Annotated in this window: 15 protein-coding genes; 8 read left to right on the top strand and 7 right to left on the bottom strand. The window is 68.1% G+C overall.

What is annotated here, in order from left to right; all coding sequences use genetic code 11:
- Positions 1–26 precede the first annotated feature (26 nt).
- Positions 27–509, bottom strand: a complete 483-nt coding sequence (locus ACFVIV_RS22355; protein WP_379199229.1) for an AMP-binding protein — start codon at positions 507–509, stop codon at positions 27–29.
- Between the two features lie 167 nt (positions 510–676).
- Complete coding sequence (locus ACFVIV_RS22350; protein ID WP_379199227.1) at positions 677–1,546, bottom strand: helix-turn-helix domain-containing protein; 870 nt, start codon at positions 1,544–1,546, stop codon at positions 677–679.
- A gap of 262 nt (positions 1,547–1,808) precedes the next feature.
- Here ACFVIV_RS22350 and ACFVIV_RS22345 point away from each other — a divergent pair, with 262 nt between their 5' ends.
- Together ACFVIV_RS22345 and ACFVIV_RS22340 are read left to right on the top strand one after the other, a co-directional pair.
- Complete coding sequence (locus ACFVIV_RS22345) at positions 1,809–2,168, top strand: DUF4254 domain-containing protein (protein ID WP_379199402.1); 360 nt, start codon at positions 1,809–1,811, stop codon at positions 2,166–2,168.
- A 263-nt stretch (positions 2,169–2,431) separates the two neighbouring features.
- Complete coding sequence (locus tag ACFVIV_RS22340; RefSeq protein ID WP_379199225.1) at positions 2,432–2,794, top strand: hypothetical protein; 363 nt, start codon at positions 2,432–2,434, stop codon at positions 2,792–2,794.
- Between the two features lie 332 nt (positions 2,795–3,126).
- On the opposite strand, the gene ACFVIV_RS22335 is transcribed toward ACFVIV_RS22340, so the two are convergent.
- On the bottom strand, positions 3,127–3,795 hold the full coding sequence (locus ACFVIV_RS22335; protein ID WP_379199223.1) for a class I SAM-dependent methyltransferase: 669 nt from the start codon (positions 3,793–3,795) through the stop codon (positions 3,127–3,129).
- A gap of 62 nt (positions 3,796–3,857) precedes the next feature.
- The gene (locus tag ACFVIV_RS22330) at positions 3,858–4,571 is read right to left on the bottom strand and encodes a GntR family transcriptional regulator (RefSeq protein ID WP_379199221.1); all 714 of its coding nucleotides are present in this window, start codon (positions 4,569–4,571) and stop codon (positions 3,858–3,860) included.
- A 97-nt stretch (positions 4,572–4,668) separates the two neighbouring features.
- Between ACFVIV_RS22330 and ACFVIV_RS22325 the strand changes: the two genes are divergently transcribed.
- The 6 genes from ACFVIV_RS22325 (at position 4,669) to ACFVIV_RS22300 (ending at position 10,640) form a co-directional block, all read left to right on the top strand.
- Complete coding sequence (locus ACFVIV_RS22325; protein WP_379199219.1) at positions 4,669–5,784, top strand: TIGR03364 family FAD-dependent oxidoreductase; 1,116 nt, start codon at positions 4,669–4,671, stop codon at positions 5,782–5,784.
- 10 nt (positions 5,785–5,794) lie between these two features.
- On the top strand, positions 5,795–6,481 hold the full coding sequence (locus tag ACFVIV_RS22320) for a phosphonatase-like hydrolase (protein WP_379199217.1): 687 nt from the start codon (positions 5,795–5,797) through the stop codon (positions 6,479–6,481).
- Positions 6,482–6,566: 85 nt separating this feature from the next.
- Positions 6,567–7,634 (top strand): 2-aminoethylphosphonate ABC transporter substrate-binding protein, encoded by a 1,068-nt coding sequence (locus tag ACFVIV_RS22315; RefSeq protein WP_379199215.1) that lies wholly within the window; start codon positions 6,567–6,569, stop codon positions 7,632–7,634.
- A gap of 21 nt (positions 7,635–7,655) precedes the next feature.
- Complete coding sequence (locus ACFVIV_RS22310) at positions 7,656–8,840, top strand: ABC transporter ATP-binding protein (RefSeq protein WP_379199213.1); 1,185 nt, start codon at positions 7,656–7,658, stop codon at positions 8,838–8,840.
- 103 nt (positions 8,841–8,943) lie between these two features.
- Entirely contained in the window at positions 8,944–9,840 is an 897-nt protein-coding gene (locus ACFVIV_RS22305) for a 2-aminoethylphosphonate ABC transporter permease subunit (RefSeq protein WP_379199211.1), read from the top strand.
- A 2-nt stretch (positions 9,841–9,842) separates the two neighbouring features.
- Positions 9,843–10,640 (top strand): ABC transporter permease, encoded by a 798-nt coding sequence (locus ACFVIV_RS22300; RefSeq protein WP_379199209.1) that lies wholly within the window; start codon positions 9,843–9,845, stop codon positions 10,638–10,640.
- Between the two features lie 3 nt (positions 10,641–10,643).
- On the opposite strand, the gene ACFVIV_RS22295 is transcribed toward ACFVIV_RS22300, so the two are convergent.
- Genes ACFVIV_RS22295 through ACFVIV_RS22285 form a run of 3 tightly spaced genes read right to left on the bottom strand, consistent with a single transcriptional unit; the run spans position 10,644 to position 13,519 of the window.
- Positions 10,644–11,657: an LLM class flavin-dependent oxidoreductase gene (locus ACFVIV_RS22295; protein WP_379199207.1), complete on the bottom strand. Its 1,014-nt coding sequence runs from the start codon at positions 11,655–11,657 to the stop codon at positions 10,644–10,646.
- A gap of 57 nt (positions 11,658–11,714) precedes the next feature.
- Positions 11,715–12,095, bottom strand: a complete 381-nt coding sequence (locus ACFVIV_RS22290) for a hypothetical protein (protein ID WP_379199205.1) — start codon at positions 12,093–12,095, stop codon at positions 11,715–11,717.
- On the bottom strand, positions 12,092–13,519 hold the full coding sequence (locus tag ACFVIV_RS22285) for an MFS transporter (RefSeq protein ID WP_379199203.1): 1,428 nt from the start codon (positions 13,517–13,519) through the stop codon (positions 12,092–12,094). Before ACFVIV_RS22285 ends, ACFVIV_RS22290 begins: the two co-directional genes overlap by 4 nt.
- Between the last annotated feature and the right edge of the window lie 34 nt (positions 13,520–13,553).

Genomic DNA, 13,553 nt, shown 5'->3' with positions numbered 1-13,553 from the left:
CCTGCGTGCTGGTGAAATTCGGCGGGTTAGGAGGCCTTCCTCGCCAGATACAGTTCCGCGTCGGTGATCGGTTCATCGGAGCCGGTCAGGTACTGCACCAGTGTGGAGCGGTCGTCCAGCACCAGCCAGCGGGCCGGGTCGGTGATCCGATCGCGGCCCTCCTTCGTGGTGATACCGAAATCGGCGCGCGCGGAAGTGGTTTCGGTGGTGAAGGGGACCGGGGTCGCACCGGTCTTGGTGATGGCCAGCCGGGACACGATCGCCTCCAGCTTGGGCACGTCGGCGATCACGATCCGGGCGCCGGGGCGGGCCCCGAGGGCGAGCAGCATGCGGGCCAGCCGGTTGGACCAGCGATCCAGCTCGGCGTAGGTCAGCTCGCAGTCGGCGGCGGTCACCGCGACGGCGGCGGGATCCGAGTGGAGGGCGGACTCCGCGGAGAGGGCAACGGGCTCCCCGCTCGCCCGCATCGGAACGAGTGTGATGGCGGGCGATTCGGCCGTCTTGCACATCGATATCATCCTCTCGGAAGTGCGACTATGTGGTGCTGTTCGGGATGTATCCACTGTCGCAACCACCGAGTTCGACCGACAGCAACCACAGTGCTGCCCGTCCCCGCCCCGGGAGTGAGGGATTGCCCACCTAGGGTGGGTGGAAGATCAAATCGGGTTGTGTGAGATCAACTTCCGAGATCGACGATGGCCTGGGAGATCATGGCCATGGAATCGCGGGGGCTCAGCGCCATGGCGCGCAGCTGATCGAACATGACGCCGTAGCGGCGCACCTCCGGATGACCCTCGATGAGCTCGTCGCTGGCGATGCCCTCCACGTAGACCAGCTCCGGATCGGCCGGATCCGGGAAGTCCAGCAAGGTGAACGAGCCGAGCATGCCCGGGTGGGCGCCGGCGTCGAAGGGCAGGATCTGCAGGATCACATTGCGCTTCTCGGTGTGGAACAGCAACTGGTCGAACTGTTCCCGCATGACCTCCGGGCCGCCCACGAGCCGGCGAATGACCGCCTCGTCCAGCACCACCCACAGCTCCAAGGGGTCGGACTTGTCCTTGGTGAGCACGCGGGCGCGTTCCTGGCGGGCCCGGACCCGTTGTTCCCGAACCTGTTCGGAGATCTTGGGCATGGTGGTCTCGTAGACCGCGTTCGCGTACGCCTCGGTCTGTAAGAGGCCGGGGACGTAGGTGGACTGGAAGAAGCGCGCCGAGAGCGCCTCCGCCTCGAAGTTGATGTACGCGCCGTAGACCTCGGAGACGGCGTCCTCGAAGGACCTGGCCATACCGGGTTTGAGCGCGTCCACCAGCAACTGCAAGGCATCTGAACGCTGCGGCTCGCCGATGCCGTAGAGATCGAGCATGGCGGTCAGGGTGCGCCGCTGTGGCCTGGCCTGAGCGGTTTCGATGCGGTACAGCGTGGTGACATTGATGCCGGTTTTGGCGCTGACCACCTCTTTGCTGAGATGGGCGTCCTCGCGCATCTCGTGCAGCATCGCCGCGAGGCGGCGCAAACGGACGGTAAGCACGGTGCGCTTGCCTGCCATGACAACCCTTTCGCCTTGCGCACTACCTAGAACGCATTCTTGCGTTCTTGCATTTGTAAGAGCATGATCCAGCTAGCCTATTCGTGAACAACCGATCCGATGAGCGGTATAGCTGAATCCGGAGACCAATCATGTTGGTGCGATTAGTGATGTTGTCGGGTGCTTTTGGGGAGTCGCGATGACCATGTCGATTGCCGGCGCGCTGCCGACTGCCCCGCAATTGCTCTGTGCCTTCCAGGGCCGTCGATTTCAAGATCGAGTCCTGCTCCGGTCGGCACATGCTCTCGCCGAGCTGCACGAGCGGCGGGCACAGGTGCGCGACCCCATGTTGATCACCGAGATCGATTGCCGCCGCGACGAACTCGTTGACGATATCAACGATTGGGTGGATCAGGAACTGCCACAGCATCGCAATGGCGCCGCGCTGCACACGGAAAGCCTTGGGGCGGTGGTGGACCGTATGGCCAGGAGCTGGGTGGAGGCCAATCAGGTGATAGATCATGAAGGCGCCGCTAGTGATAACACCCATAAACACTGGTACCATCTGGCCGAACTGGTTGACGGTTACACTGATCTCGTAATCGACGTGGCCGGTGGCCGCCGCCGTTTACCAGAACAATGATTCCAAATGCATTGACACAATTGATGCATTGCCACGGAACCATTGTCGTCATCGGTGACGTCAACCGAGTGGCGCTATCGGACCAGTAGCTCGCTCGAACCGTGAGACGTCGCCCGCCCAAGACGGCGGGCGCAACGGGGCGCCCCGCCCGGCGTGCCGCGTGGTCGACTGGCGCGGCACGCCCGCCTCGAATCTCACATTCTTCTCATTCGCGAAATTGCGGTCGTCAATCGGCTTTTCACATTCGAGGACGGAGTCCGGTCGTGACAGCGGGGGAAACCACAGCCCATGAGCTCTACCGGCAGGCGAGTACCGGCGCCTTCCGCATGGAGGTTCCCGCGGCCCGCAAGTGCGCCGCGAACTTCCTGCGGTTCGCCGACTGCCTGGACTCCCATATCGACCGCTCGGCCCGGCTGCGCACGCTCTCCGGCTTCGGCGACTTCGATTCCGCCCACCAGCTGCGGCGCGGTTTCGAGGACAAGGGAACCCAGCTGACCGAAACCCTCACGGCACTGCAGGACTCGGCCCTGCGCATGGCCGCCGCCTACCTGCTGGCGGCCGGACTGATCGAAGCCACCGACCACTCCCACGCCCGCCCGCTGCTAGCGGCCACCGCGGGCCTCTGAACTCCGGCACCGATCCCTCCCGGAGAACAGTTGGGCTGGTACCGCCACAGGTACCAGCCCAACTGCCGTGTGTGCGGGCGCCATCCATCCGGCGAGCGGCCACGAATAACTGCTAATCCATTTCTGGATGTTAATCAGTACGGACCTGTCGGTATTTCAACTAGCAGTGGGAAGGAGGGCGCGATGATCCCGCATTTTCTCGGCACGATCGTCCATATGGTCAACAGCTTCCTTGGGATGCTTCTGATTCCGTAGGTGCGCTGTAGCGGTCCGGGACGGGCAGCCGTCCCGGACCGGTCTGCGGTGCGGGCCCGGCTGGTTCCCGGCCCGGTTCACGGTTGCTTCGTGGCGGTGAAGTGCAGCAGCGCGCCGGAGCGGTCGAGGCGGTCGGGGCGCAGGCCCGCCGCGGTCATCCAGCTCTCGAAATCGGCCGCGGTGCCGCTGGGACCGAAGACTCCCGACGTGCGCATGGTCAGCTGAAACAGTTCGGAGCGCGAACCGGCGCCCCGGATGATGGCGGTGCCGATCAGGCGGGCTCCCGGCTTCAGGCAGCGGGCCATCTCCCGGATGGCGGCGGCCGGATCGGGCAGGCAGTGCAGCCCGTTGTAGCTGATGCAGAAGTCGAAAGTGTTGTCGGCGAAGGGAAGCGCCTCGATATCGGCCTCGGTGCAGCCGATGCCGGTCAGGCCCAGATGGGTGGCGCGGGCCCGGGTGCGGTCCAGCATGGCGGGGGAGATGTCGGCGGCGACGTAGTCCAGGCGCTGGCCGGGACGCACGGCGCGCAGCGCCACCCCGCCGCCGCAGGGAACGTCGAGGACCGCGGTGCCGTCGGGCAGCTCGCCCAGGAAATCCATGCTGCTGTAGAAGAGTCCGACGTCGGTGCCCCAGAGCACGCGGCCGGCGGGCCGGGCCAGCTGCTCCCGCTCGACCACGGCGTCGTAGACGCCGGCCCCGATCGCTCCGAATGTCTTGTTGCGCCAGGTCTCTCGTGTATCCGGCATCGTGTACCCCCTCGCTCCGGGTAAATCGACACTACCCAGTATGGCGCAGCGGAACCCGATGGTCAGTCGTGCAGGTTCGCTTGGAACGCAATGCGATCGCCGCGATAGAGCGAGCGGACGCGCTCCACCGGGACGCCGTCGACATCGACGCTGCGGCGGTGCAGCAGCAGCATCGGCAGGGCGGTGGTGCATTCCAGCAGCGTCGCCTCGCGGGGCGAGGCCAGCACCGTTTCGATGCGCTCGGTGGCCCGGGCGTACACGACGCCGGTCGCGCGCACGGCCGCGTAGAGCGAGGTGGCCGGATCGTAGGCCGCGCGCAGGCCGGCGAAGCGGGGCAGCGGCATATACGTGCTCTCCAGGCCGATGCGCTCCCCGTCCGCGAGCAGGATGCGCTCCAGGTGCATGACCGGCGCGCCGGGCTCGATGTCCAGGACGGCGGCGGTATCGGGATCGGCGGGGATATCGGTCCAATCGACCAGCAGGCGGCCGGGCGTGCGGCCGTATTTCAGCGCCCCCTCGGTGTAGGAGCGCAGCGACAGCGGTTGCACCATCTTGGGCCGCGACACCACCGTGCCCCGGCCCTGGCGGCGAATCCTGCCCTCCACCAAGAGTTCTCGCACCGCCTGGCGAACCGTTTCGCGGGCCACGCCGCAGCGCAGCGCCAGCTCGCGTTCCGACGGCAGCGGATCGCCCTCGTTCAGTGTGCTCAGCAGCGATTCCAGTTCCGCGCGCACGCGATAGGACTTGGGCATGCGGGCCGATTCTGCGGAAAGCATGGGCCCCAGCGTACCCGGAATTGGTCTATACCAATTGTTAACCTAGCGTTTGCGTACGAAACACTCCTAGGTCTAGACCATTCGCCACCATGGGCGCATGCGATTGGTCATCATTGGAGGCGGCATTCTCGGCACGGCCCACGCCCTGGCCGCGATCGGACGCGGTCACGACGTGGTTCACCTGGAGCGGGAGGTCGAGGCGCGCGGCGCCACCGTTCGCAATTTCGGCCTGGTGTGGGTGTCCGGACGCAGTGCGAACGAACTCGGCATCACGCTGAAGTCCCGGCAGCTGTGGGAGGAGATCGGCGGCAAGGTGCCGGGCGTGGGCTTCCGGCCCGCGGGCTCGATCACCCTGGTGCGCACCGAGGCCGAACTCGCCGTGGCCGAGGCGGCCGCCGCGCACGCCTCGGCGGCGCAGCGCGGGTTCGAGCTGCTCGATCCGGATCAGGTGCGCGCGGTCAACCCGGCGCTGCGCGGCAAATTCCTTGCCGGACTGCACTGCTCGACCGATGCGGCCGTGGAGTCCCGGCAGGCGCTGCCCGCGCTGCGGCACTACATGGAGGCCACCGGCCGCTACACCTTCTTCGCCGGCACCGAGGCCCGCGCCGTCACCGGCACCACCGTGGTCGACGACCGCGGCCGCCGCCACGAGGGCGATCTCGTCCTGGTCTGCCCGGGCGCGGCGCACTCCGGTCTGACCCGCGAGCTCGCCGGTGATCTGCCGGTACGCCGCGTCCGGCTGCAGATGATGCAGACCGCGCCGCTGGGCGAACCGCTCACCACCGCGGTGGCCGACGGCGACAGCTTCCGCTACTACCCCGGCTTCCAGGGGCCGGAGCTGGATCGCCTGAATCGTGAAGAGGCCCAGCCGTTCACGGCCGCCCAGCACAAGATGCAGCTGCTGTGCGTGCAGCGCCTGCACGGCGGGCTCACCATCGGCGACACCCACGAATACGACGAGCCGTTCACCTTCGATGTCGACGAGGCCCCCTACGAGCACCTCACCGCCGTGGCCGAGGAACTGCTGGGCCGCAAGCTGCCGCAGGTGGTGCGCCGCTGGGCGGGCGTGTACAGCCAGTCCATCGATCCGGGCGCCATCGTCACCCGCGCACAGGCCGCCGACAACGTCTGGGTGATCACCGGCCCGGGCGGCCGCGGCATGACCCTCGGACCCGCGCTCGGCGAAGAGACCGCCGACCTGCTCGAGCTGTAAAGGAAAAACCTTGACCGACAAGCAGATCGATCTCGCCGTCCTCGATATGGCCGGCACCACCGTCCTCGACGACGGGCTGGTGATCCGGGCCTTCGAGCAGGCCGCCACCAGCGCCGGAATTCCGGCCACCGGACCGGAGCGCGAGGCCGCGCGGCAGTACGTCATCGACACCATGGGGCAGTCCAAGATCGTCGTCTTCCGGGCGTTGCTCGGTGACGAGGACAAGGCGCAGCGGGCCAACGAAGCCTTCGAAGCCGCCTACGCCGAGTTCGCCGATGCCGGGGTCACGCCGATTCCCGGTGCGGAGGAGGCCATTTCGGCGCTGCGGGCGGCCGGGATCAAGGTGGCGCTGACCACCGGATTCAGCCGCGCCACCCAGGACAAGCTGCTGAACGCGCTGGGCTGGAACGAGATCGCCGATCTCACCCTCGCCCCGTCGGAGGCCGGGCGCGGGCGCCCCTACCCGGACATGGTGCTGACCGCCGTGCTGCGGCTGGGCATCGATGCCGTGGATCGCGTTGCGGTACTGGGCGATACCAGCAGCGATATCGGCACCGGCCTGGCCGCGGGCGCGCGCATTGTCGCGGGCACGCTCACCGGCGCGCACGACGAGCAGCAGCTGCGCGCCGCCGGGGCCACCCACGTGGTCGCCTCCGTCACCGAGTTCGCGCAACTCCTGCTGGCCGAACGCGCCTGAGACTTCCGCCGCCCCGCCGGGGCGGCGGAACACCCCCGAGTCCCTCCGAGCAGACCTACCCCACGAACCGAAAGTTGCAGTCACCGTGCGTAATACGAACAACCGCCTCGCACGCACCCTCGCCCGCACCGCCCTGATCCTCACCTCCGCCACCGCTGTCGCCCTGAGCCTCACCGCCTGCGGCGGCACCGGCGCCGACTCCGCCGACGGCAAGAAGGTCACCGTCTACTCCGCCGACGGCGTCGGCGAGTGGTACAAGACCCAGTTCGCGAAGTTCAAGGAGCAGACCGGCATTGCGGTCGACCTCGTGGAAGCCGGTTCCGGTGAGGTCGTCAACCGCGTCGAGAAGGAACAGTCCAACCCGCAGGCCGACGTGATCGTCACCCTGCCGCCGTTCATGCAGAAGGCCGACAAGTCCGGGCTGCTGCAGTCCAGCGGCGTGGACACCGCCGCCTTCGCGGCCGCCGACAAGGACGCCGCCGGCAAGTGGGTCACCCTGGCGGGCAACTACCTGTGCTTCATCGCCAACCCCTCGGTCGATGCGGCCAAGCTCACCTGGGACGACCTGCTGAAGCCGGACTACAAGGGCAAGCTGCAGTACTCCACCCCCGGCCAGGCCGGTGACGGCACCGCCGTGCTCATCCTGCTGCAGCAGCTCTACGGCAAGCAGGGCGCGCTGGACTACCTGACCAAGTTGCAGGCCAACAATGTCGGCCCGTCCTCCTCCACCGGCAAGCTGCAGGCCAAGGTCGACAAGGGCGAGATCCTCATCGCCAACGGCGATGTGCAGATGAACCTGGCCACCATCAAGGAGAAGGGGTCCAAGTTCACCGTCTTCTTCCCGGCCGCCGCCGACGGCAAGCAGTCCACCGTCGCCGTGCCCTACCTGATGGGCCTGGCCAAGGGCGCCCCGCACTCCGCCGAGGGCAAGCAGCTCATGGAGTTCCTGCTGTCGGCCGAGGTGCAGAAGACGCTGGCGGACGCCAATGCCGTGTCCGTGCGCACCGATCTCGGTGAGGTCACCGCCACCGGCGCGGGCCCGACCCCGGCCTCGCTCATCAAGAACGTCACGGTCGTGCACCCGGATTGGAACCAGGTGCTCAGCGATCTCGACGCCGATCTCGCGGCCTATCAGAAGGCCACCGGGCAGTAATCGAAACCAGGAGCAGCAACCATGTCCTCCGCGTTGACGACAACCTCGGCCACCGCCACAGCCGCCGCCGAACCGGCCATCGTGTTCGACCGGGTCGGCGTCACCTACGGCCGCGGCCGCAAAACCACTGTCGCACTGGCCGATTTCAACCTGCGCGTCGCCGCGGGGGAAACGGTTGCCCTGCTCGGACCCAGCGGCTCCGGCAAGTCCACCGCGCTCAAGGCCCTGGCCGGATTCATCCGGCCCACCTCGGGCACGGTGCGGCTCGCCGGCCGTGACGTCACCGGCCTGTCGCCCTCCAAACGCGGGATCGGAGTGGTGGTGCAGTCCTACGCCCTGTTCCCGCACATGCGGGTGCACGACAATGTGGCCTTCGGCCTCAAGGCACATCGCGTGCCGCGCAACGAGATCGGCGATCGGGTGACCGAGGCCCTCGACATGGTCGGCATGGGCGCCTACGCCACCCGGCTGCCGCGTGAACTCTCCGGCGGTCAACAGCAGCGCGTCGCCATCGCCCGCGCGCTGGCCATCCGCCCCAAGGTGCTGCTGCTCGACGAACCCCTCGCCGCACTGGACGCCCAGCTGCGGCAGAACATGCTGGGGGAATTGCAGCAGCTGCGAAAGGCATTGCCGGACACGGCGATGATGTACGTGACCCACGATCAGTCCGAGGCGCTGGCGCTCGCGGACCGGATCGCCGTCATGCGCGACGCCCGGCTGGTCGACATCGACACCGCGCACAACCTGTGGCAGCAGCCCTCCACCGACTTCACCGCCTCATTCCTGGGCGGCGCGAATCTGCTGCCGTGCGAGGTGAAGCACGTCTCCGGCACCGCCGCGCTGGTCACCGTGGGCGAACACACCCTGCGGGCGGAAGCGCCGTCCGCCGGAGTGGGCAGGCCCGACTGGGCGCCCAATGCCGAAGCCCACCTGTGCGTGCGCCCGCATACCGTGCGAATCGTGCCGCTCACCGAGCGAGATGCGCTGCGCGGCACCGTGATCACGAGCGTGTGGAAGGGCGCCTCAACGCGCCTGCACCTGGAAGTCGCCGGAATCCCGGTCGAGTTCACCGCAGACGTCCCCGGCCACACCCCGCTCACCGCCGGTGACCACGTGGGTGTGCAGTTCGCCGACCCCGCAGGCGTGCTGATCCCGCCGGGAATCGGAACCGAATCCGCAACAACGGATCCCGAGGTGCGCGCATGAGCGCCGCAATAGCCTGCGCTCGAGGTGCGGGTGGGTGCGCCGCGGCGAGCAGTGCGCGGGATGCGGGCCGGAGTGGCACGGCGATCCGTGAGGGGGATCGGCCGTGACCGCTCTGCTCGAATCTCCGGCCGCGCCGGCGGCGCCGGAATCGCATCCGCCCGTTCGCGGTTGGAAGCCGATCCTGTGGACGCTGCCGCCGGTGCTGGTGGTCCTGCTCATCGCGGTCTACCCGATCGGGCGCGTGCTGCTGGAGTCCACGCGGACCAAGGACGGCGCGCCGGGCACCGGGACCTGGACGAGTGTGCTGGGGGAGGAGTTGTTCCGGAATGCCTTGTGGCGCACGGTGTCCATCGCGGTGTCGTCGACCATCGGCTGCCTGGTGCTGGGCACCTTTCTCGCGATCGTGCTGGCGTTCATTCCGTTTCCGGGGTCGCAGGTGGTGGGGAGGCTCATCGACACCGTGCTCACGCTGCCGTCGTTCCTGGTGACGCTGGCATTCACGTTTCTCTACGGAACGGCGGGCGCGGTGAATGCGCTCATCGGGGAGATCACAGGCAGCACGGAACCGGCGTTGAACTTTCTCAGCACGCCGTGGGGTGTCATTCTCGCCGAGATCACCTTCTTCACGCCGTTCGTGGTGCGGCCGCTGCTTGCGGCGTTCGCGCAGCTGCCGCGGGAACAGCTCGATGTGGCTTCGAGTCTCGGCGCTTCGCCGTGGCGGGTGCTGCGGCAGGTGGTCATGCCCGAGGCGTGGCCCGCGCTCGCGGCGGGCGGGAGTCTCGTACTCCTGTTGACCCTCAACGAGTTCGGCATTGTGCTGTTCACCGGGGCCAAGGGCGTGATCACCTTGCCCGCGCTCATCTATACCCGCGGCATCGTCACCTTCGACCTGCCCGGCGCGGCCGTGCTGGCCACCGTCCAGGTGCTGCTCTCGCTGAGCCTGTACATCGGCTATCGCGTGATCTTCGCCCGCTTGACCGGAAACCGGAAGGAGAGCTGACCATGCTGGTCTGGACTCGTCGCGGTCGCCTCGCCGTGCTCGCGGTGTTCGCCGTGGTCGTCACGGTCGTGTTCGTGGCGCCCATCGCGACCGTGGTGGCCGCCGCGCTGGCCGGGAGCTGGACCGGGCCGCTGCCTTCGGATCTCGGATTCGCCAACTTCGGCGAGGCGCTCTCCGGTGAGCAGGCCGCCAGCCTTTCGGTCAGCTTGCAGACCGCGCTGCTGGCGGGCGGCATCGCCCTCGTCCTGGGTACCTGGGCCGCGCTCGCCGCCCGGGAAGCCCCGAAATGGTTGCGCAGCACGACCGATGCCGTCTTCCACGTGCCCGTGGCGGTGCCGTCGGTGGCAATCGGGCTGGGCGTGCTCATCGCCTTCAACGAGCGGCCACTGCTGCTCGGCGGCACCAAATGGATTGTCATCCTGGCGCATACGGTTCTCGTCCTGGCCTACGCCTTCAGCGGCGTCTCGGCGGCGCTGGACCGGCTGGACCCCGGCTATCAGCAGGCGGCGGAATCCCTGGGCGCGGGCCCGGCCCGGGTGCTCTTCCGAATCACCCTGCCGCTCTTGCTCCCCGCACTGGGCGCGGCCGCGGGCTTGGCCATCGCCCTGTCCATGGGTGAACTCGGCGCGACCATCATGGTCTACCCCGCGAGCTGGAAGACCTTGCCCGTCACCATCTTCGCGGCCACCGACCGCGGCGAGGTCTTCGACGCCGCGGCCAGCACCACCCTGCTCGTCCTGGTGACGCTCGTCGCGCTGATCGTGCTCGGCCGCCTGAAAGGCCGTGCCGCCCTGCGCTGATCATCAGCGGACCTGCGGAGCCACCTTCGCGCCGAGCAACTCGATATTGCGCAGGACCTTCTCGTGCTCGAGGGTGCCCACGCTGGTGTGCAGCATGAAGCGGTCCAGGCCGAGGGTGTCGCGAATGTCGGCGATCTTGCTCGCGACGTAGTCGGGGGTGCCGACGAACAGGGAACCGCTCTGGGAACGCAGGGCGGAGAACTGTTCCGGGGTCATCGGGCCCCAGCCGCGCTCGCGGCCGATGCCGGACATGGCGCGGGCGTAGGGGGCGTAGAAGTCCGAGACCGCTTGCTCGTCGGTTTCGGCCACATAGCCGTGGGCGTGGACCGCGACCGGCTGCGGTTCGTAGCCGCCCTCGTCGAGGGCGCGATGGTAGAGGTCGACCAGGGGCTTGAAGCGGGCCGGTTGACCGCCGATGATCGCGATGGCCAGGGGCAGCCCCAAAAGGCCTGCGCGAACCACGGATTCGGGGCTGCCGCCCACGGCGATCCACACCGGGAGCGGACGGTTCTCGGTGCGCGGATAGACCACCACGTCGTTGAGGGGTGCGCGGAACTTGCCCGACCAGGTGACCGGCTCGTCCTCGCGGAGCTTCAGCAGCAGGGCCAGCTTCTCCTCGAACAGCTCGTCGTAATCGGACAGGTCGTAGCCGAACAGCGGGAAGGATTCGATGAACGACCCCCGCCCGGCCATGAGCTCGGCGCGGCCGTTGGACAACCCGTCGAGAGTGGCGAAGTCCTGGTAGGCGCGGACCGGGTCGGCGGAGCTGAGCACGGTCACCGCGCTCGTCAGCTGAATGCGCTCGGTGCGGCCCGCGATGGTCGCGAGCACCATGGCCGGCGAGGAGGCGGCGAAGTCCTTGCGGTGATGTTCGCCCACGCCGTACACATCGAGCCCGGCCTGTTCGGTGGCCACGGCCTCCTCGACCACCTGGCGCAGTCGTTCGCCCGCGGTCGGCACCGGGCCGTTGCCGCCGACCGGGTGCGTCTCGGCGAATGTCGTCAGTCCCAATTCCACGGCTCGAGCCCCGCTTCCTGTATCGATATCCGATTTGTTTCCGGATCAACCAACAGGCTAAACGGACCATGGTCCGGAAGTATTCCCGGTATCGGAACCGGCGGTGAAGCCGTACCGGTGCAGCTCGGCGAGGAACTCGACGGGCTCGACCAGCTGCTCGATATGGCGGACGCCGGGCGGGAACCGATGCACCCGCTCGGCCAGCAGCGCCGCCACCAGCCCGGTCGCCCGGCTCTGCCTGCGGCCGGTGAACCACGCACCGGCGACGTCGGATTCGACCTTCAGCGCGAATCGATCCGAACCCACATGCACCCGCGCGAGCGCGGCTTCGACCGCGCGGCCGCGCATCAATCGCCCGATCCCGGGTCGGCGGGTGGCGGCCTCGCGGCCGACCGTGCCGTACCCGCCGAGAATCACGATTCCTTTCGCGCTGCTCATGCCGCCTCGTCCGCTCCGGGAATCGGTCGTGCGTTCTCCATTGTCGATCGGGCTCCGACCAGTTCGCGGGTGCGGTCGGGGGAGTACCAGGCGAGTGCCACCACGACGCCGAGGGCTGCCAGCAGTGCTGCCGCGGCGAAGTCGATTCGCAGGCCGGTGGTACCGCCTATGCTCGCGGCGACGATGAGCGCGGCGGTCAAGCCGAGCGAAGCGCCCAGGCGCTGAACGGTATTCACCACACCGGAGGCCGCGCCCTTGTCGGCGTCCGCCGCCGCGCGCAGCACCGGCGCGGTCGCGCCCACGAACACCGGGGGCAAGCCGACGGCGAAGACCAGGCTCACCGGCAACACCACGGTCAGATATCCCGCGCCCGGTGTCAGGAACAGCGCGTAACCTGCCAAACCGATGGCCTGCAATGCCATTCCGGCCGCCAGGACGAGGCGCGCGCCGTAGCGTTCCATGGCCTTGGGCACGATCGTGCGGGCGACAACGAGATTCAGCAGCGCGATGGGCAACACCGCGAACCCGGCGGCGATGGCCGAGTAGTGGAAGTGCTCCTGGAGCATGATCGTGATCAGCACGAACGCGGGCACATGGGCCGCTCCGAGAATGAAATTCGCCGCGGACCCGGCATGCACGGCCCGCAGGCGCAACAGCGCGTTGGGCACCACGGGCGCGGCACTGCGTCGCTGATTGCGCACGAAGACGAGGGCGCAGGCGAAGGTCAGCGCCGCGGCGGCGAGGGTGACCGCGTCGATACCGCGGCCCGGCAGCTCCGAGGCCAGGTAGACCAGCGCCAGCAATCCGGCCGTGGCGCTGAAAGCGCCTGCCGGATCGAGTCTTCCGGCATCACGCGAGGCGAGCTCGTCACCGGGCAGCAGGCGTGCGCTCGCGATCAGGACCAGCAGTCCGACCGGCACATTGATCAGGAAGATCGCGGGCCAGCCGAACCATTCGGTGAGCACCCCGCCCAGCGAGACGCCGATGGCCGCGCCGGCCGCACCCATGGCGCTCCACACCGCGAAAGCCTTTCGGTACGCGGCGGGTTCGGTGAAGATCGCCGACAGCAGGGCCAGCTGGGCGGGAATGACGATCGCGCCGCCCATGCCCTGCACCGCGCGCGCCGCGATCAGCCATCCGGCATTCGGCGCGAACGCCGCCGCCAGAGACGCGGCGGTGAACAGCGCCAGGCCGATCTGGAAGACGCGTCGCCGCCCGAACAGGTCGGCCATGCGCCCCGCGACCAATTGCAGGCCGCCGAAGGTGAGCAGATACGCGTTGACCACCCACGCGGCGCCCGCCGGGGTCAGCCCGAGCGCGGTGGTCATGGCCGGTAGGGCCACGTTCACCACGGACCCTTCCAGGAAGACGAGCAATTCGACCGAGGTGAGCAGCAGGAGCGCCGCTCTTGTTTTCGTAGTCACGCTACAAGAATGTTTTAGTAGTGCCGCTACAGTC

The organism is Nocardia sp. NPDC127526, from assembly GCF_042672265.1.
In the GTDB taxonomy this organism is placed as follows: domain Bacteria; phylum Actinomycetota; class Actinomycetes; order Mycobacteriales; family Mycobacteriaceae; genus Nocardia.
The sequence above is the reverse complement of the archived record's forward strand: the minus strand, read 5'-3'. Positions and strand labels throughout refer to the sequence as shown.